The sequence below is a fragment of the Kitasatospora sp. NPDC056731 genome (assembly GCF_040687675.1).
Classification (GTDB): Bacteria; Actinomycetota; Actinomycetes; order Streptomycetales; family Streptomycetaceae; genus Kitasatospora.
In genome coordinates, this window is record NZ_JBFBNR010000011.1 from 66,387 (window position 1) to 85,740 (window position 19,354).

Below are 19,354 nucleotides of genomic sequence, written 5' to 3' on the forward strand. Positions count from 1 at the left end.
GCTGGGGGGCCACACCAGTGATTGTGACGGTGGGCGATCAACACCGGATCACTACGGGGTCGACGATCTCTCGACAGCCCACCGGCTGGCGTGGGTTGATAGGGACTCATCAATCGGGGGGCGGACGCGTGCGTGGGCGGGGGCGGGCACATGAAGCGGGCAGGTGCACGAATGAGTGATTTCCGGTTCTCGGTGCTGGGGTTGATGAGAGCGCAGCGCGGCACGACCGTGCTGAAGGTCGGCAGTCCCCAACAACAGGCGATGCTGGCGGTGCTGCTGCTCCGGCCGGGGCACGGCGCGAGCGCCACGGACCTGATCGACGCCCTGTGGGGTGAGGAGCCGCCGAGCACCGCGGTGACGACGGTGCGGACGTACGCCTGGCGGTGGCGCAAGATCCTGCACGGCGACGAGCCGGACGCGCCGACCGTGCTGACCTCGGTCGGGGACGGCTACCGGCTGGTGCTGCCCAAGCACTCCGTGGACGCGGCGCAGGGCGAGGAGCTGGCGGCGCAGGCCGAGCGCACGGCGGCCGCCGGACAGCCGCAGCAGGCGCGTGACCTGCTGAACCAGGCGCTGGAGCTGTGGCAGGGCGAGCCGCTGGCCGGCATCCCCGGCCCGTTCGCACAGCGGCAGCGACAACGGTTGCAGGAGCTCCGGCTGACCCTGCTGGAGGAGCGGATCGCCCTGGATCTGACGCTGGGCCGCTTCTCCCGGTGCATCCCGGAGCTGACCGCGCTGACCACCGAGCACCCGCTGCACGAGCGGGCGTACGGGCTGCTGATGCGCGCGCTGTACCAGGCCGGGCGGCAGGCGGACGCGCTGGCGGTGTACCGGGGCGTGCGCCAGTTGTTCCTGGACGAGCTGGGGGTGGAGCCCGGGGCGGAGCTGGACCAGCTGCACCGGCGGATCCTGGAGGGCGACCTGTCGCTCGCCGCCCCGGCGCCGGCCGCGGCGCTGCTCCCCAACCCGGCGAAGCCGGCCGGGCCCGGGCCCGAGGCGCAGGATCCGCCGGACGGCCCCACGGCGGCGGGTGCGCCCGCCGCGCCCGCCGGCACCACCACGACGGCGCCCAGACCGGCCCAGCTGCCGCCCGACGCGGCGGACTTCACCGGCCGCACCGTCCAGGTCGAGCGGCTGGGCGAGGCCCTCGGCGCCCCGGGCCAGCAGGCGCTGGTGATCGCGACCGTGGTCGGCATGGGAGGGGTCGGCAAGACCGCGCTGGCCCTGCACGTCGCCCACCGGGCCCGCGACGCCTACCCCGACGGGCAGCTCTACGTCGACCTGCGGGGCGCCGACACCACCCCGGCCGACCCGGAGGCGGTGCTCAGCAGCTTCCTGGTGGCGCTCGGCGTGCCGGCCGACGGGGTGCCCGAGGGGCTGGACGCCCGCTCGGCGCTGTTCCGCTCGGTGGTCGACGGCCGGCGGCTGCTGCTGGTGCTCGACAACGTCCACGACACCGCGCAGATCAGGCCCCTGCTGCCGGGCGCGGTCGGCTGCGCCGTGCTCACCACCAGCCGTACCCGCCTCTCGGGCCTGCCCTCGTCCGTCCAGGCCGACCTCGGCGTGTTCGAGCCGGCGGAGGCACTCGAACTGCTGGGCCGCACGATCGGCGCCGAGCGGCTGGCCGCCGAGCCGGAGGCCGCCCGGGAGCTGCTGCTGGTCTGCGGCCACCTGCCGCTCGCGGTACGGATCGTGGCGGCCCGGCTGGCCGCCCGGCCGAGCTGGACGGTCCAGACGCTGGGCCGCCGGCTGGCGGTCGAACGGCGGCGGATCGACGAGCTGCGCATCGGCGACCTGGCGGTGGAGGCCGCCTTCGAACTGAGCTACCGCCAGTTGACGCCCGCCCAGGCCCGGGCGTTCCGGCTGGCCGCCTCGGTGGACGGCCCCGACATCGGGCTGCCCGCCGCGGCCGCCCTGCTGGACCTGGACGAGTACGACGCCGAGGACCTGCTGGAGTCCCTGGTGGACGTGGCGATGATGGAGTCGCCGTTCCCCGGCCGCTACCGCTACCACGACCTGCTGCGCGCCTTCGCCCGGCGGCGCCCGGACCACCCGGGAGCGGCCGTGGAGGCCCGTGACCGGCTGCTGGACCACCTGCTGGCCACCGCGTGCGCGGCCTTCCAGCACGCCGTCCCGGGAGATCCGGCCGCCGGTGCGCTCGGGCCGGCCCGCAGTGCGGGTGTGGACCTCGGCGGCCCGGACGGCGCCCGGGCCTGGGCCGAGGCGGAGGGTTCCGGGGCGATTGCGCTCGCCGCCCAGGTGGCGTGCTGGACCGTCGCGGACGACACCGCGCCGGCCCCGGCCGACGGCGGCGCGGCACCGGATGCGTTGCGCGCCGCGATCGACCTGCTGATCGCGCTCACGCCGTTCGTCCTCGCCCCGCCCAGCCGCCAGCTCGCCAGTACGGCAGAGGCCCTGGCCACCGCCGCGGACCACCACACCGACCACCGGGCAGCTGGTCGGGCGCACTTCCTCCGCGGCAACGTCGCCCTGGCCGCCACCCGCCTGGAGGAGGCCGAGGCGGCCTCCCGGCTGGCGGTGGCCGCCTCCCGCTCGGCAGGCGACACGGTGATCCTGCGCCAGGCGCTGAACGACCTCGGCCTGGTCTGCCAGTTCCTCAGCCGCTACGACGAGGCCGTCGGGCACTACGACGAGGCGCTGCTGCTGGCCCGCGAACTCGGCCACCGCTCCGGGGCGCTGGTGACGACGGTGAACGCCGCGCTGGCCCGGGTGCGCAGCGGGCGGGCCGCCGAGGCCGTACCGATCTGCCACGAGGCGCTCGCCGAGCTGCGGACCCGGCACGACGATCCCGGCCGGGCGTACACGCTGTACGTACTGGGGCTGGCGCTGCACGGGCTGGGGCAGCACGAGGAGGCCGTCACCTGGTTCGGCGAGTGCCTGGCGGTGGCCTCGGCGGCCGGGCTGCGGGCCCGGGCCGCGCACGCCCGCTACCGGATGGCGGACAGTCTGCGCTCGCTGGGCCGGACGGACGAGGCGCTGGAGCACGCCGGGCAGGCGCTGACGCTGTGCGAGGAACTGGGGGCCGAGCGGGACCAGGGCCACGCGCTGGTGGTGCTGGGCCGGACGCTGGCGGACCTCGGGCGGGAGGCCGCGGCGTGGGGCCGGCTGCGGGAGGCGCACCGGATCTTCGTCCGGCTGGGGCTGCCGGAGGCGGAGGAGGTGGCGGGGCTGCTGCCCCGGGGGGAGGGTTCGAACCCTTCGGCCGCTACGGCTGCTACGGCTGCTTCGGCTCCGTCGACGCCGGCGGCTCCGTCCGTCTCGGATGGGCGTCGGGGCGGTGGCCGGGGGGCGGCGGGCGCTCCGGTGACGAGCTGCGGGCCGGGCCGCTGACGAGCTGATGACCAGCTACTGAAGAATCGATCCTGCCGCTGTTCCGGTGCGGTCAGGAGCCAGTAAGGCCAGGAGCCAGTGCGGTCTGGAACCGGTGTAGTCAGGAGCCGGTGCTGTTCCAGTCGCCGGTGCTGCCGTGGACGGTGCCGGTGGGGCTGGGCTGGGCGGGGGTGGGCGTCGGCGTCGCGCCGCCGCTCACCACCGTCGCCGTCCCGGTGCCGGCCGTCTCCGCCACGGCGGCCGTGGCGGAGAGACCGGCACCCAGGGCGACGGCCACCCCGAGACCGACCGTGAACAGGCGGAGGCGGATGGGGGCGGTGGCCGGACGCTGCGTCATCTCTGGTGCTCCCTTGGCTCGCTTCCCTGGTGGGGAAGGGCTTCCGTCGTGGTGTGGCACCAGTCTGGCCGGGGGCGTTCAACGGCGGATCTACAACCGAGCACCGGTGATCACTGCCGCCCACTCAGGCCACCCACTCAGGCCACCCATCGAGGCTGCCGTTCAGGCCGCCGCGCGGATCTCCAGGGTGCAGCACTTCACGCTGCCACCGCCCTTGAGCAGCTCGCTGAGGTCCATCCCGATCGGCCGGAATCCCCGCTCCCGAAGCCGCGCGGCCAGGCCGACGGCCGCCTCCGGCAGCACCACGTGCAGGCCGTCGCTCACGGCGTTGAGGCCGAACACCGCCGCGTCGGCGCCGTCCACCAACAGGGCGTCGGGGAACAGCCGGCGCAGGACGGCACGGCTGCCGGCGGAGAAGGCCTCGGGGTTGTACATGATCTCGTCGCCGTCCAGCACGGCCAGCGCGGTGTCCAGGTGGTAGTAGCGCGGGTCGATCAGCTCCAGGCCGATCACCGGGCGCCCGAAGAACTCCTGGGCCTCCGCGTGCCCGTCGGCCACGCTGCGGAAGCCCCGCCCGGCCAGCACGGAGCCCGCGGTCAGCAGCAGGTCCCCCTCGCCCTCGTTGACGTGCTCCGGATCGCGCGTCTCGAAGCCCCGGGCGCGGAACCACTCCAGGTAGGCGGGGCCCTCGGCGGCCCGCTCGGCGTTGCGGAAGCGGGCACCGAGCACCTTGCCGTCCACCACGGTGGCGCCGTTGGCCGCGTAGACCATGTCGGGCAGGCCCGGGATCGGGTCGATCAGGTCGACCCGGTGACCGAGCTCCTGGTAGAGCGCGTACAGCCGCTCCCACTGCGCCACGGCGAGCCCAGTGTCGACCGGCTTCGCCGGGTCCATCCACGGGTTGATCGCGTAGGTGACCTCGAAGTGGGTCGGACGGCACATCAGGTAATGGCGCGGGCGGGCGGTGCGGGTCATCGGAGGGCTCCGGGGTGAGGGATCGGGCGGGCGGGGCGGGGTGTGCGGGGTCAGGCGGCGAGGTCAGACGGCGGGCTCGGGCCGCGCGTCGTCGGCGCGGTGGTCGCCGTGCTCGGGGCGCGCCGGGAAGTCGCGCATTCCGCGCAGCGGGCTCGCCAGCAGCACGGCGCCTGCGGACAGCAGCACGCCCGCCATGATCCAGATCGTGGTGCGCGGGCCCAGCACCTCGCCGAGCCAGCCGCCGAGCAGGGCGCCGAGGGGGATCGCGCTGTAGTTGACGGTCGAGGCGCTGGCCCTGATCCGCCCGATCATCGCGGGCGGGCAGTAGGACTGGTAGAAGCTGCCGGCCAGCACGTTCCCGGCCACGACGCCGCAGACGGCCACCGACCACGCGAGCGCGCTGACCGCGAGCGGCAGTTGGTCGCCGGCCATCGGCAGCAGGAAGATGAAGGGCGCGACCACCAGCTCGCACAGCAGCAGCCCGCGGGCGCTGCCCAGCCGCCGGGCCAGCCGCCCGGCCACCGCCGCGCCGGCCAGCCCGCCGATGCTCACCACCGCGAACACCAGGCCCACCTCGCCGGATCCGATGCCGACGCTGCGCACCAGGAAGACCGTCTGGACGGCCTGGATGCCGTTCAGCCCGAGGTTGCCGACCGCCCCGAAGCAGGCCAGCGTCCGCAGGTACGGGTCGCGGGCCAGGAAGCCCACGCCCTCGCCGATCTCCTTCAGGATGCCCCGCCGCTGCGACGGCGGCGGAGGCTGCTCCACCACGGTGATCCGGGCCACGCAGACCGCCGAGACGAGGTAGCTCACCGCGTCGGCGAGCAGGCCGCTGGTCGCGCCGAAGAGCTGCGACAGCAGGCCGGCCGCACCGGGACCGGCGATCTCCACCGCCGACTCCCCGGAACGCAGCTTGACGTTCGCCTCCAGCACGTCCTCCTTGGCCACCAGCGACGGGAGCACCGCCCCGTACGCGGTGGAGAAGAACACCTTCACCCCGCCGGTCAGCAGGGCCACCAGCACCAGTTGGGCCATGGTCAGCACACCGAACCAGCCGGCCACCGGCACGCTGACGAACAGGACGAGCAGCAGCAGGTCGCAGACCAGCATCACCCGCAGCTTGGGCCAGCGGTCCACCCAGGCACCGGCCGGCAGCCCGAGGAAGAGCCAGGGCAGCCAGGCCGAGGCGGTCAGCAGGCCGACCGCGAGCGGGCTGGCGTGCAGGGTGACGACGGCCACCAGGGCCAGCGCCACGTTGCCGACCGCCGTACCGAGACCGCTGGTGGTCTCACCGATCCAGAGCCGACGGAAGTCGGCCTGGGCCCACAGCCCCCAGCGGCTGCGGGACGGCTCCGGCGGAGCCATGGCGGGGGTGGTGACGGACATCGCGGGTCACTCTCCAAGCTTCTCGGCGAGCACGGAGGCGATCCGTGCGAGGGGTTCCGGGCGGGTCAGCTCGCCGTGCGCGCAGGCGAGGCGGTGGGGCTCGATCCGGCCGTCCAGGTACGGCCGCCAGGACCGTTCGTAGGGCCAGTCGGCGGGCTTGTCGAGGGTCGCGCCGAAGAAGACGGCGTCGCCCCGGTAGCGGCCGGGCACGTGCTCGGCCATGAGTTTGCGGTGCCGCTCGAACATGCCGGGCAGCTCGGCGGCGGCCTCCCCCAGGACGGCGGCCAGCTCGGCCTGGCCGCGCCCGGCCTCCGGGTCGTAGCCCAGTGACAGCAGCAACTCGGCCAGGGTGTCGACGGGTTCGTCCTCCTCCGGCCCGTCGGCGGCCGCCGGACCGTGGCCGGTGACCGGTGCGCCGTCGAGCAGGGCGAGCACACCGACCTGTGCGCCCTCGGCCTGGAGCCGGACGGCCATCTCCTGCGCGACCACCGCCCCGAAGGACCAGCCGAGCAGGTGGTACGGGCCGGACGGCCACACCGCCCGGATCTGCCGCACGTAGTCCTCGGCGATCTCGGCGACGCTCGCCGGTGCATCCCCGCGCAGGCCGCGGGCCTGCAGACCGTAGACCGGCCGGTCGGCGCCGAGGTGCGGCAGCAGGCCGGAGTAGACCCAGCTGATGCCGGCGGCCGGGTGGACGCAGAACAGCGGGGCCAGGCCGCCACCGGTGCGCAGCGGCAGCAGCACGTCCAGGGCGTCGGCGGCCGGCCCGGCACCGAGCCGGCCGGCCAGTCCGGCGACGGTCGGGGCCTCGAACAGCGCGCGCATCCCGAGGTCGGCGCCGAGGGCGGTGCGGATCCGGGCGAGCAGCTTCATCGCGAGCAGGGAGTGACCGCCGAGCGCGAAGAAGTCGTCGTCGATGCCGACCCCGGCGATCCCCAGGACCTCGGCGAACAGCCCGCAGAGGACCCGCTCCTGTTCGGTGCGCGGCGCGCGGCCCCCGGCGAGTTCGGCGAAGTCCGGGGCGGGCAGGGCCCGGTGGTCGAGCTTGCCGCTGCCGGTGAGCGGCAGCGCGTCGAGCGGGACGACGGCGGCCGGCACCATGTAGCCGGGCAGGAACCCGCCCGCGAAGGCCCGCAGACCTGCCTGGTCCAGCCGGCCGTCGGTCACCACGTAGGCGACCAGACGAGTGCCCGCTGCCCGGTCCTCGACCGGGCGGACGACGGCCGCCGACACCCGGGGGTGCCGCCTCAGGACCTGTTCGATCTCGCCGAGTTCGATCCGGAAGCCCCGGATCTTGACCTGCTGGTCGGTGCGGCCCAGGTACTCCAACTCACCCTCACGGGAGCGGCGCACCAGGTCACCCGTGCGGTACATCCTCTCCCCGGACGCGAACGGGCAGGCCACGAACCGCTCCGCGGTCAGCCCCGGCCGGTTCAGATACCCCCGGGCCAGACCCGCCCCCGCCAGGTACAACTCACCGGGCACCCCCGCCGGCACCGGGTTCAACCACTCGTCCAGCACATAGGCCTGCGTCCCGGCGACCGTCCGGCCCAACACCGGCTGCTCCGTCGCGGCCAGCGGGTGGACGAGCGTGTCCACCGTCGCCTCCGTCGGCCCGTACAGGTTGTACGCCTCCGTCGCCGGCGCCTCCCGCAACCGCGACCACAGGGCCTGGCCCACCGCCTCACCACCGAGCAGCAACAGCTCCGGCGGGCAGCCGGTGAGCAGTCCCTCCTCCACCAGCTGCTCGGCGAAGGACGGCGTCACCTCCAGCACCCCGATACCGCGCTCCCCAACATGGCGCACCAGCGCTGCCGCATCCCGCCGCACCTCATCACCGATCAGGTGCAGCTCATGCCCGGCCACCAGCCACAACAGGCCGTCCCAGGAAGCGTCGAAGCACAACGACGCCGTCAACGCCACCCGCGACCGCACCCGACCCGCCATCACACCAGCCCGATGCGCCGCCAACAGAGCCGCCAGGCTCCCGTGCGACACCACCACACCCTTCGGACGACCCGTCGAACCCGACGTGTGAATCACATACGCCGCATCCCCGGCCGAAGCCCGCGCGACCGGGTCCGACTCCGGACCGGCCACGTCACCGGCCTCCACCACGGTCAGCCCGGCCAGCAACTCCGGGTGCGGCCAGCGATCGTCGGTCACGGCGAGGACGGGCTGCGCGTCGGCGAGCGTATGGGCGATGCGGTCGGCGGGGTACTCGGCGTCCAGCGGCAGGTACACACCACCGGCTTTCAGCACCGCCAGCAGCCCCACCACCGACTCCACCGAACGCGGCAGCGCCAACGCCACACCCGACTCCGGCCCCACCCCCGCGGCAATCAGCCGATGCGCCAGCCGATTCGCCCGCACATTCAACTCGGCGAACGTGAGGCGCTCCGAGCCGACGACCAGCGCCACCGCCTCCGGAGTCCGCGCGACCTGCGCCTCGAACACCTCCGGCACCAGCGACACCCCCGACGGCAGCGACGTGAACCCGCCACCCACCAGCCCGGCCCGCTCCTCCGCCGCCAACAACTCCACCCGGCCCACCGGCAGTTCCGGACTCTCCACCACCGCCCGCAGCAACCGCCCGAACCGCACCGCCAGCGACTCCACCGTCTCCCGGTCGAACAGATCCGTCGCGAAGTCGATCGCGCATTCCAGGCCGGCGGGCTCGCCGTCCGCGTCGAAGGTCTCGCCCATGCCGATGCTCAGATCGAACTTGGCCACCGATCCGGCCGTCGACTGCACGGTGGCGGGCAGGGCGCCGAGGGTGAGCGGCGCCGAGGCCGTCCGGTCGCCTTCCAGCAGCAGCATCACCTGGAAGAGGGGGTGGCGGGCCAGCGACCGCGCCGGATTCAGCTCCTCCACCAGACGCTCGAACGGCACATCCTGGTGCCCGAACGCCCCCAGATCCGACTCCCGCACCCGACCCAGCAACTCCGCGAAACTCGGGTCACCCGCCGTATCGGTACGCAGCACCAACGTGTTGACGAAGAACCCGACCAACTCGTCCAACGCCTCGTCCGAACGACCGGCCACCACCGTGCCGATCGGCACATCCGTCCCCGCACCCAACCGGGTCAACAACGCCGCCAACGCCGCCTGCACCGTCATGAACAACGTCACCCGATGCGCACGCGACAACCCCACCAACCCACGATGCAACTCCACACCCAACGGCAGCACCACCCGGTCACCCCGATGCGACGCCACCACACCACGCGCACGATCCACCGGCAACGCCAACTCCTCCGGAAGGCCGTCCAACACCCCGCGCCAGTAATCCAACTGACGCGAAAGCACACTCCCGGAATCCGATTCCTCCCCCAGCAGTCCGCGCTGCCAGAGCGCGTAGTCCGCGTACTGCACCGGCAGCGGCTCCACCACCGGCACCTCGCCCCCGGACCGGACCGCGTACGCCGTCGACAGATCGCGCAGCAGCGGACCCATCGACCAGCCGTCACCGGCGATGTGGTGCAGCACCAGCACCAGCAGGTCTCCGTCGGACCCGCCCGGAATCACCTGGACGCGCACGGGCAGGTCGGCGGACAGGTCGAACGGCCGGTCGACGCAGCTCTCGGGGTCGGTGCCCACGGGCAGGACCTCGACGGTGACCCGGGCCTCCTCGGGCGGCAGGATCCGCTGGTACGGCTCGCCGTCCACCTCGGCCACGAGCGTGCGCAGGCTCTCGTGCCGCGCCACCACATCACCCAGCGCCGCCTCCAGCGCCGCCACATCCAGCTCACCGCCCAAGCGGAGCAGCACGGGGAGGTTGTAGAGCCCGCTCGGGCCCTCCATCCGGTCGATCAGCCACAACCGCTGCTGCGCGAACGACAGCGGCACCCGCTCCGGACGCTCCGCCTCCGCCGACAGCACCAGACGCCCGACCCCGGCACCCGAACGGGCCGCGAGCCCCGCCACCGTCGGCGCCTCGAACACATCCCGCACCCCCAGCTCCACCCCCAGCACCGACCGCACCCGACTCAACAACCGCGTCGCCAGCAGGGAATGACCACCGAGCGCGAAGAAGTCGTCGTCGATGCCGACCCCGGCGATCCCCAGGACCTCGGCGAACAGCCCGCAGAGGATCTCCTCCGCCGCCGTCCGCGCCGCCCGGCCACCCGCGAACTCCGCGAAGTCCGGCGCCGGCAGGGCCCGGTGGTCCACCTTTCCGCTGCCGGTGAGCGGCAGGGCGGTGAGCGGGACGACGGCGGCCGGCACCATGTAGCCGGGCAGTGCCCGGGCGACGAACTCCCGCAGGTCGAGGGCGATCCCAGGGATCTGCTCGGTCACCGCGCAGTAGGCCACCAGCCGGCGGTCGCCGTCGTCGCTCTCCCGGGTGGTGACGACCGCCTGGCGGACGACGTCGTGGCGGACCAACACCTGTTCGATCTCGCCGAGTTCGATCCGGAAGCCCCGGATCTTGACCTGCTGGTCGGTGCGGCCCAGGTACTCCAGCTCACCCTCGCGGGAGCGGCGCACCAGGTCGCCGGTGCGGTACATCCTCTCCCCCTGCTCGAACGGGCAGGCCACGAACCGCTCGGCGCTCAGCCCCGGCCGGTTCAGATACCCCCGGGCCAGACCCGCCCCCGCCAGGTACAACTCACCCGCCACCCCCGCCGGCACCGGGTTCAACCACTCGTCCAGCACATAGGCCTGCGTCCCGGCGACCGTCCGGCCCAACACCGGCTGTTCGGTGGCGGCCAACGGGTGGACGAGCGTGTCCACCGTCGCCTCCGTCGGCCCGTACAGGTTGTACGCCTCCGTCGCCGGCGCCTCCCGCAACCGCGACCACAGGGCCTGGCCCACCGCCTCACCACCGAGCAGCAACAGCTCCGGTGCCGACTCGGCCAACAACCCCTCCTCCACCAACTGCTCGGCGAAGGACGGCGTCACCTCCAGCACCCCGATACCGCGCTCGCGGACATGACGCACCAGCGCTGTCGCGTCCCGGCGCACCTCATCACCGACCAGGTGCAGCTCATGCCCGGCCACCAGCCACAACACGCCGTCCCACGACGCGTCGAAGCACAACGACGCCGTCAACGCCACCCGCGACCGCACCCGACCCGCCATCACACCAGCCCGATGCGCCGCCAACAGAGCCGCCAGGCTCCCGTGCGACACCACCACACCCTTCGGACGACCCGTCGAACCCGACGTGTGAATCACATACGCCGCATCCTGCGCGGTGACGCGGGGGGCCGGATCGCTCTCGGGGCCGGGGCCGTCCTCGGTGACGTCCAGCGTCCGCAGGCCCGCCAGGACCTCGGGCAGCGGCCACCGCGGGTCGGTCAGCACCAGCGACGGACGGGAGTCCGCCAGGGTGTCGGCGGTGCGGTCGGCGGGGTACTCGGCGTCCAGCGGCAGGTACACACCACCGGCCTTCAGCACCGCCAGCAACCCCACCACCGACTCCACCGAACGCGGCAGCGCCAACGCCACACCCGACTCCGGCCCCACCCCCGCAGCGATCAGCCGATGCGCCAGCCGATTCGCCCGCACATTCAACTCGGCGAAGGTCAACGTCTGGGCGCCGCACACCAGCGCCACCGCCTCCGGAGTCCGCGCGACCTGCGCCTCGAACACCTCCGGCACCAACGGCACCCGCGACGGCAGCGACGTGAACCCGCCACCGACCAGCCCGGCCCGCTCCTCCGCTGCCAACAACTCCACCCGGCCCACCGACAGTTCCGGGCGCTCCACCACGGCCCGCAGCAACCGCCCGAACCGCACCGCCAGCGACTCCACCGTCTCCCGGTCGAACAGATCCGTCGCGAAGTCGATCGCGCAGTCGATCCCGGCAGGTTCGCCGTCCGGGCCGAAGACCTCCTCCATGATCACGTTGAGGTCGAACTTGGCCACCCCGGTCCCGGCCGGCAGGGTCTCGACGCGCAGTCCGGGCAGCTCCAGTTCGGCTTGCTCGTTGCTCTGCAGGACCAGCATCACCTGGAAGAGGGGGTGGCGGGCCAGCGACCGCGCCGGGTTCAGCTCCTCCACCAGACGCTCGAACGGCACGTCCTGGTGCCCGAACGCCCCCAGATCCGACTCCCGCACCCGACCCAGCAACTCCGCGAAACTCGGGTCACCCGCCGTATCGGTCCGCAGCACCAGCGTGTTGACGAAGAACCCGACCAACTCGTCCAACGCCTCGTCCGAACGACCGGCCACCACCGTGCCGATCGGCACATCCGTCCCCGCACCCAACCGGGTCAACAACGCCGCCAACGCCGCCTGCACCGTCATGAACAACGTCACCCGATGCGCACGCGACAACCCCACCAACCCACGATGCAGTTCGACACCCAGCGGCAGCACCACCCGGTCACCCCGATGCGACGCCACCACACCACGCGCACGATCCACCGGCAACGCCAACTCCTCCGGGAGATCGGTCAAGATCCCGCGCCAGTAGTCGAGTTGACGCGACAGCAGGCCGTTCTCGTCCGACTCCTCCCCCAGCAGTCGGCGCTGCCAGAGCGCGTAGTCCGCGTACTGCACCGGCAGCGGCTCCACCACCGGCACCTCGCCCCCGGACCGGACCGCGTACGCCGTCGACAGGTCCCGCAGCAGCGGACCCATCGACCAGCCGTCGCTGACGATGTGGTGCAGCACCAGGAGCAGCACGTGGCTCTCCTCGGCCGTCCTCAGCAGGGTCGCGCGGAAGGGGGGTTCGGCCGCCAGGTCGAAGGGGCGGCGGGACTCCTCGTCCACGGCGTCGGCCAGCGCGTCGGCCGGGCAGTCCCGGCGTTCGACGGTGACCCGGGCCTCCTCGGGCGACAGGATCCGCTGGTAGGGCTCGCCGTCCGCCTCGGCCACGAGCGTGCGCAGGCTCTCGTGCCGCGCCACCACGTCACCCAGCGCCGCCTCCAGCGCCGCCACGTCCAGCTCACCGTCCAGCCGCAGCGCGACCGGCACGTTGTAGAGCGCGCTGGGGCCCTCCATCCGGTCGATCAGCCACAACCGCTGCTGCGCGAACGACAGCGGCACCCGCTCCGGACGCTCGGCACCTCCCGACAGCACCGGCCGGCCGGCCGCCGCGCCCGAACGGGCCGCGAGCCCCGCCACCGTCGGCGCCTCGAACACATCCCGCACCCCCAGCTCCACCCCCAGCACCGACCGCACCCGGCTCAGCAGCCGCGTCGCCAGCAGGGAGTGACCACCGAGCGCGAAGAAGTCGTCGTCGGCGCCCACCCGTTCGACACCGAGGACCTCGGCGAACAGCCCGCAGAGGATCTCCTCCTCCGCCGTCCGCGCCGCCCGGCCACCCGCGAACTCCGCGAAGTCCGGTGCCGGGAGCGCGGAGCGGTCCAGCTTGCCGTTGGCGTTGAGCGGCAGCGCCTCCAGCGCCACGAAGGCGGCCGGCACCATGTGGGCGGGCAGTTCGGCCGCGACGGCGGCGCGCAGCTCGGCCGGGTCCGACGCGGCCGGGCCCACCAGGTAGGCGACCAGCCGGGCCCCGCCCGGGCCCTGCTCGTACGGCAGCACCGCGGCCTGGAGCACCCCGGGCTGCGAGGTCAGCGCGGTCTCGATCTCGCCGAGTTCGATCCGGAAGCCGCGGATCTTGACCTGCTGGTCGGTGCGGCCCAGGTAGTCCAGGTCGCCGTCCGGGCGGCGGCGCACCAGGTCGCCGGTGCGGTACATCCTCTCCCCCGGCTCGAACGGGCAGGCCACGAACCGTTCGGCGGTCAGCTCCGGCCGGTTCAGGTAGCCCCGGGCCAGACCCGCCCCCGCCAGGTACAACTCACCGGGCACCCCGGCCGGCACCGGGTTCAACCGGGAGTCCAGCACGTAGGCGCGGAGGTTGCCGAGGGGGCGGCCGATCAGCGGGCGCTCGCTGTCGGCGAGGCGGTGGTACAGGGCGTCGACGGTGCACTCGGTCGGGCCGTACAGGTTGTACGCGATCAGGTCCGGGGCGTCCCGCAGGGTGGTCCACAGGGCCTGGCCGGTGGCCTCGCCGCCGAGCAGCAGCAGGGCCGGCGGGCAGCGGGTGAGCAGTCCCTCCTCGATCAGCTGGTCCGCGTAGGTGGGAGTGAGGTCGAGGACGTCGATCCCGGTGCGCTCGGCGTGGCGCACCAGCGCGGCGGCGTCGCGGCGCACGTCGTCGCCGATCAGGTGCAGCTCGTGCCCGGCCGCGAGCCAGAGGAAGCCCTCCAGGGAGGCGTCGAAGGACAGCGAGGCGGTGAGCGCGACCGTCAGCCGGCGGCCCGGCCGGGCTCGCTCGACGGCGGCCCCGACCTCGGCGCGGTGGAAGGCCAGCAGATTGGCGAAGTTGCCGCGGGAGACCACGACGCCCTTGGGCCTGCCGGTGGAGCCGGAGGTGTAGATGATGTAGGCGGCGTGCCCCGGGTGGGCGGTGCCGGGCAGGTCGTGGTCGTCGTGGAAGGCCCACAGCTCGTCGTCGACGGGCAGCACGGTACGTCCGTCCAGCGGCTCGGCGAGCGGCCAGCGGTGGTCGGTGAGCACGACCGCCGGGGCGGAGTCGGCCAGCATGTGGGCGATCCGCTCCGCCGGGTACTCCGGGTCCAGGGGCAGGAAGGCCGCGCCGGCCTTCAGTGTCGCCAGCGTGGCGACCACCGACTCCACCGAGCGCGGCACGGCGAGGGCGACCACGGTGTCCGGCCCGGCGCCCTCGTCGGCGAGGGCGCGGGCCAGCCGGTTGGCCCGGGCGTTCAGCTCCGCGAAGGTCAGCGACTCGGGGCCGCAGACCAGGGCGACGGCCCCGGGGGTGCGCGCGGCCTGCTTCTCGAACACCGTCAGGTAGGGCGCGCCGGCGTCCGGCAGCGCCGTGTCGTTCCATGCGGCGAGAGCGTCCCGCTCGGCCTCGCCGAGCACCTCCAGGGCGGCGACCGGGCGCTCGGGGTCCTCGACCGCCTGGCGCAGGATCAGCTCCAGGGCGGTGGCGAGCCGCCGGACCGTCTCCCGGTCGAACAGGTCGGTCGCGTACTCCAGGCCGCCGCTCAGCCCGGCCGGGGAGCCGTCGGCGGCGAGCCGCTCGACCAGGCTGAGGGTGAGGTCGAAGGTCGCGGTGCCGAAGTCGACCGGCTCCTCGGTCACGGTGACGCCGGGCAGGTCCGGCCCGTCCTCGGGGGTGCCGGCGAAGGCCAGCATCACCTGGAACAGGGGGTGTCGGGCCAGTGACCGGGCCGGGTTCAGCTCCTCGACCAGCGACTCGAACGGCGTGTCCTGGTGCTCGTACGCCGCCACGTCGGTGTCGCGGACGCGGTGCAGCAGTTCGGCGAAGCTGGGGCGGCCGGAGACGTCGGTGCGCAGCACCAGGGTGTTGGCGAAGTAGCCGACCAGGTCGGTGACGGCCTCGTCGAGGCGGCTGGCCACCGGGGTGCCGATCGGCAGGTCGGTGCCGGCGCCGAAGCGGTGCAGCAGGGTGGCGTAGGCGGCCTGGAGGACCATGAACAGCGTGGCGCCGTGCTCGACGGCGAGGGCGCCGAGGCGTGCGTGCAGTTCGGCGTCGAGCTCCAGCGGGAGGACGGTCCCGCGGTGGCTGGCGACCGGGGGCCGGGGCCGGTCGAGCGGCAGCGGCAGCTCCTCCGGCAGGCCGGCCAGCGCGTCGCGCCAGTAGGCGAGTTGGCGGGCGGCCAGGCTCTGCGGGTCGTCCTCGTCGCCGAGCAGGGCGTGCTGCCAGAGCGCGTGGTCGGCGTACTGGACGGGCAGCGGCTCCCAGCCGGGGGCGCGGCCGGCGAGCCGGGCCCGGTAGGCGTCGGTGAGGTCGCGGTAGAGCGGGCCCAGCGAGGCGCCGTCCCCGGCGATGTGGTGCAGGACGAGGACCAGGACGTGCTCGTCCGGGCCCTCGGGCCGCAGGTAGGCGTGCAGGGGCAGGTCGGCGGCCAGGTCGAAGGTGTGGCGGGCGAGTTCGTCCACCGGCCGGTCGGTGGTGGTGAGCAGCGGGGCGGTCGGCCCGTCGAGGACGTGCTGGTACGGGACGCCGTCCTGTTCGCCGAAGACGGTGCGCAGGGCCTCGTGCCGCCGGACGGTGTCGCCGAGGGCGTCCGCGAGGACGGCGGGGTCGAGCGGGCCGCGCAGCCGCAGGGCGAGGGTCACGTTGTAGGTGCTGGCGGGGCCGTCCGCCTGGGCGAGGAACCAGAGGCGGCGCTGGGCGAAGGAGAGCGGCACCCGGTCGGGCCGGGGGCCGGGCCGCAGCGCCGGGCGGGCCGGGGCGGGCGCGTCGGCCGTGCGGTCGGCGAGCCGGTCGGTGAGCCCGGCGACGGTGGGGGCCTGGAAGAGGTCGCCGATGGCGAGTTCGATGCCGAGTTCGGCGCGGGCCCGCCCGGTGAGGCGGGTGGCGAGCAGCGAGTGCCCGCCGAGGGCGAAGAAGTCGTCGTCGATGGTGATGTCGTCGATGCCGAGCAGGTCGCCGAAGAGCTCGCACAGCGCCCGTTCGCGCTCGTCGCGGGGCTCGCGGCCGGTGCCGTCGGCGGCGACGTCCGGGGCGGGCAGGGCCCGGCGGTCGACCTTGCCGTTGGCGTTGAGCGGCAGGGCGTCGAGCAGGACGACGGCGGAGGGGACCATGTAGCCGGGCAGCGTGGTGCCGGCGAAGGTGCGCAGCTCGGCCGGGGTGAGCGAGGCGTCGGCGGTGCAGTAGGCGACCAGCCGGGTGTCGCCGGGGCGGTCCTCGCGGGCGATCACGATGACCTGGCGCACGGCGGGGTGGCGGGAGAGCGTCGCCTCGATCTCGCCGAGTTCGATCCGGAAGCCGCGCAGCTTGACCTGTCCGTCGATCCGGCCGAGGAACTCCACGGCGCCGTCGGCGCGCAGCCGCACCAGGTCGCCGGTGCGGTACATCCTCTCGCCGGGCGCGTACGGGCAGGCGACGAACCGTTCGGCGGTCAGGGCCGACCGGTTCAGGTAGCCGCGGGCCAGGCCGGCACCGGCGATGTACAGCTCTCCCGGGACGCCGGGCGGGACGGGGCACAGCCGGGCGTCGAGGACGTAGCTGCGCATGGCGTCGAGCGGGCCGCCGATCGGCACCCGGGGGCCGTCGAGGTCGGCGTGGACGAGCGGGTGGTGGGTCGCGAAGGTGGTGGTCTCGGTGGGCCCGTAGACGTGGGCGAGCAGCAGGTCGGGGCAGGCGTCCAGGACGCGCCGCATCAGGGTGCCGGAGGCAGCCTCGCCGCCGGTGCAGACGACCCGCAGGGCGGCGAAGGTCTGCGGGGCCTGCTCGGCGACGAGGTCGAACAGGGCCTTGGTGAGGAAGACGGCGGTGACGCCGTGGCGGGTGGTGACGGCGTGCAGGGAGGTGGCGTCGAGGGCACCGGGTGGGGCGACCACGACGGTGCCGCCAGCCAGCAGGGGCGTCCAGATCTCGTAGGTGGCGGCGTCGAAGGCGTGCGGGGAGTGCAGCAGGACCCGCTCGTGCCGGCCGTCCTGCCAGCGCCGGTCGGCGGCGAGGTCGAGGACGTCGCGGTGGCGGACGGCGACGCCCTTGGGGCGGCCGGTGGAGCCGGAGGTGTACATCGCGTAGGCGAGCTGGTCCGGGTGGACGGGCACTGCGGGGCGGTAGGCGGGGGCGGCCGCCTCGTCGCCGGGGCGGACCACCACGGCCCGGTGCGGGAAGCCCGGGTCGGCGCGGTCGGTGAGCAGCACGGGGGCGCCGGTGTCGGCGAGCACGTCGGTCATCCGCTCGGGCGGCAGGCCGGGGTGCATGGGCACGTAGCAGCCGCCGGCCTTGAGGATCGCCAGGGTGGCGACGACGACCTCGACGGAGCGCTCCATCAGCATCGCGACGGGGGTCTCGGTGCCGACGCCGAGGGCGATCAGGTGGTGGGCGAGGCGGTTGGCCCGGGCGTCGAGTTCGGCGTAGTCGAGGGTGCCGCCGTCGTGGGCGAGGGCGGTGGTGTGCGGGGTGCGGTCGGCCTGGCGCTCGAAGGACTCGGCGAGGGTCCCGGGCCGGACCGGGGCGCCGGTGGCGTTCCACTCGGTGAGGATGCGGGTGCGCTCCTCGGGGGCGAGGACGTCGAGGGTGCCGATGGGGGCGTGCGGGTCGGCGGCGGCACCGGTCAGCAGCAGGCCGAGCCGGGCGGCCAGGGCGACGACGGTGGCGTGGTCGTAGAGGTCGGCGGCGTACTCGATCGAGCCGGTGAGCCCGGCGGGGGCGCCGTCGGGTCCGTGGCGTTCGGCGATGCCGATGTTGAGGTCGAACTTGGCGACCCGCAGGCCGATCGGTTCGGGTGCGGACTCCAGCCCGGGCAGGTCGAGTTCGGCGTCCTGCCCGTGGTTCTGGAGCACCAGCAGGGTCTGGAACAGCGGGTGGCGGCCGAGGGCGCGGGTCGGGTTGAGCTCCTCGACGAGGCGCTCGAAGGGGATGTCCTGGTGGGCGAAGGCGTCGAGCTGGGCCTCCCGGACGCGGCCGAGCAGCTCGGCGAAGCTCGGGTCGCCGGACGTGTCGGCGCGCAGCACCAGCGAATTGACGAAGAAGCCGACCAGGTCGTCCAGGGCCTCGTCGGCGCGGCCGGCGAGGCCGGTGCCGAGCGGGATGTCGGTGCCGGCGCCGAGCCTGGTGAACAGTGCGGCCAGGCCGGCCTGGAGGACGGTGAACAGGGTGGTGCGGTGCGTCCGGGCGAGGCCGAGCAGGGCGGTGTGCAGGTCGGCGCCCCAGGCGAGGTCGACGGAGTCGGCGTCGCCGGTGGGGGTGGGCGGTCGGGGGCGGTCCGTCGGCAGCTCCAGTTCCTCCGGGAGTCCGGCCAGGGCGGTTCGCCAGTGGTCGAGTTGGCGGGCGAGCAGGCTCTCGGGGTCGCGCTCGTCGCCGAGCAGGTCGCGCTGCCAGAGCGCGTAGTCGGCGTACTGGACGGGCAGCGGCTCCCAGTGGGGGGCGCGGCCGGCGAGCCGGGCCCGGTAGGCGGTGGCGAGGTCGCGCAGCAGCGGGCCGAGCGACCAGCCGTCGCCGGCGATGTGGTGCAGGACGACGAGCAGCACGTGCTCGGTCGGAGCGAGGGTGAACACCGTGACCCGGATGGGCAGTTCGCGGCTCAGCTCGAAGGTCTCGGCGGAGGCCGCGTCCCGGCGGGCGGGGTAGTCGTCCGGTGCGCAGTCCACGACCAGGAAGCGCGGCTGCGCCTCCTCGGCCGGCAGGATCTGCTGCACCGGGACTCCCCCGTCCACCGGGAACACCGTACGCAGGGCCTCGTGCCGGGCGACCACGTCCACCGTCGCGGCGCGCAGCGCGGCGGTGTCGAGCTCGCCGCGCAGGCGCAGGGCGAACGGAAGGTTGTACAGCGCGGTCGGCCCCTCGATCTGGTCGATCAGCCAGAGACGCTGCTGTGCGTACGAAACCGGGATCACGGT

Annotated in this window: 5 protein-coding genes; 1 reads left to right on the top strand and 4 read right to left on the bottom strand. The window is 74.1% G+C overall.

Going from position 1 to position 19,354, the window contains the following annotated elements:
• Positions 1-171 precede the first annotated feature (171 nt).
• A complete protein-coding gene (locus tag AB0R04_RS13825) occupies positions 172-3,351 on the top strand; it encodes a BTAD domain-containing putative transcriptional regulator (protein ID WP_363370821.1) in 3,180 nt (1,059 codons plus the stop codon).
• A 100-nt stretch (positions 3,352-3,451) separates the two neighbouring features.
• Here AB0R04_RS13825 and AB0R04_RS13830 read toward each other — a convergent pair whose 3' ends face one another.
• The 4 genes from AB0R04_RS13830 to AB0R04_RS13845 all read right to left on the bottom strand — a co-directional run bounded on the left by AB0R04_RS13830 (position 3,452) and on the right by AB0R04_RS13845 (position 19,351).
• On the bottom strand, positions 3,452-3,688 hold the full coding sequence (locus AB0R04_RS13830) for a hypothetical protein (RefSeq protein ID WP_063350324.1): 237 nt from the start codon (positions 3,686-3,688) through the stop codon (positions 3,452-3,454).
• 162 nt (positions 3,689-3,850) lie between these two features.
• A complete protein-coding gene (gene ddaH, locus AB0R04_RS13835; protein ID WP_363370824.1) occupies positions 3,851-4,663 on the bottom strand; it encodes a dimethylargininase in 813 nt (270 codons plus the stop codon).
• A gap of 63 nt (positions 4,664-4,726) precedes the next feature.
• On the bottom strand, positions 4,727-6,049 hold the full coding sequence (locus AB0R04_RS13840) for an MFS transporter (RefSeq protein WP_363370827.1): 1,323 nt from the start codon (positions 6,047-6,049) through the stop codon (positions 4,727-4,729).
• A gap of 6 nt (positions 6,050-6,055) precedes the next feature.
• On the bottom strand, positions 6,056-19,351 hold the full coding sequence (locus tag AB0R04_RS13845; protein WP_363370829.1) for an amino acid adenylation domain-containing protein: 13,296 nt from the start codon (positions 19,349-19,351) through the stop codon (positions 6,056-6,058).
• Positions 19,352-19,354: the final 3 nt, after the last annotated feature.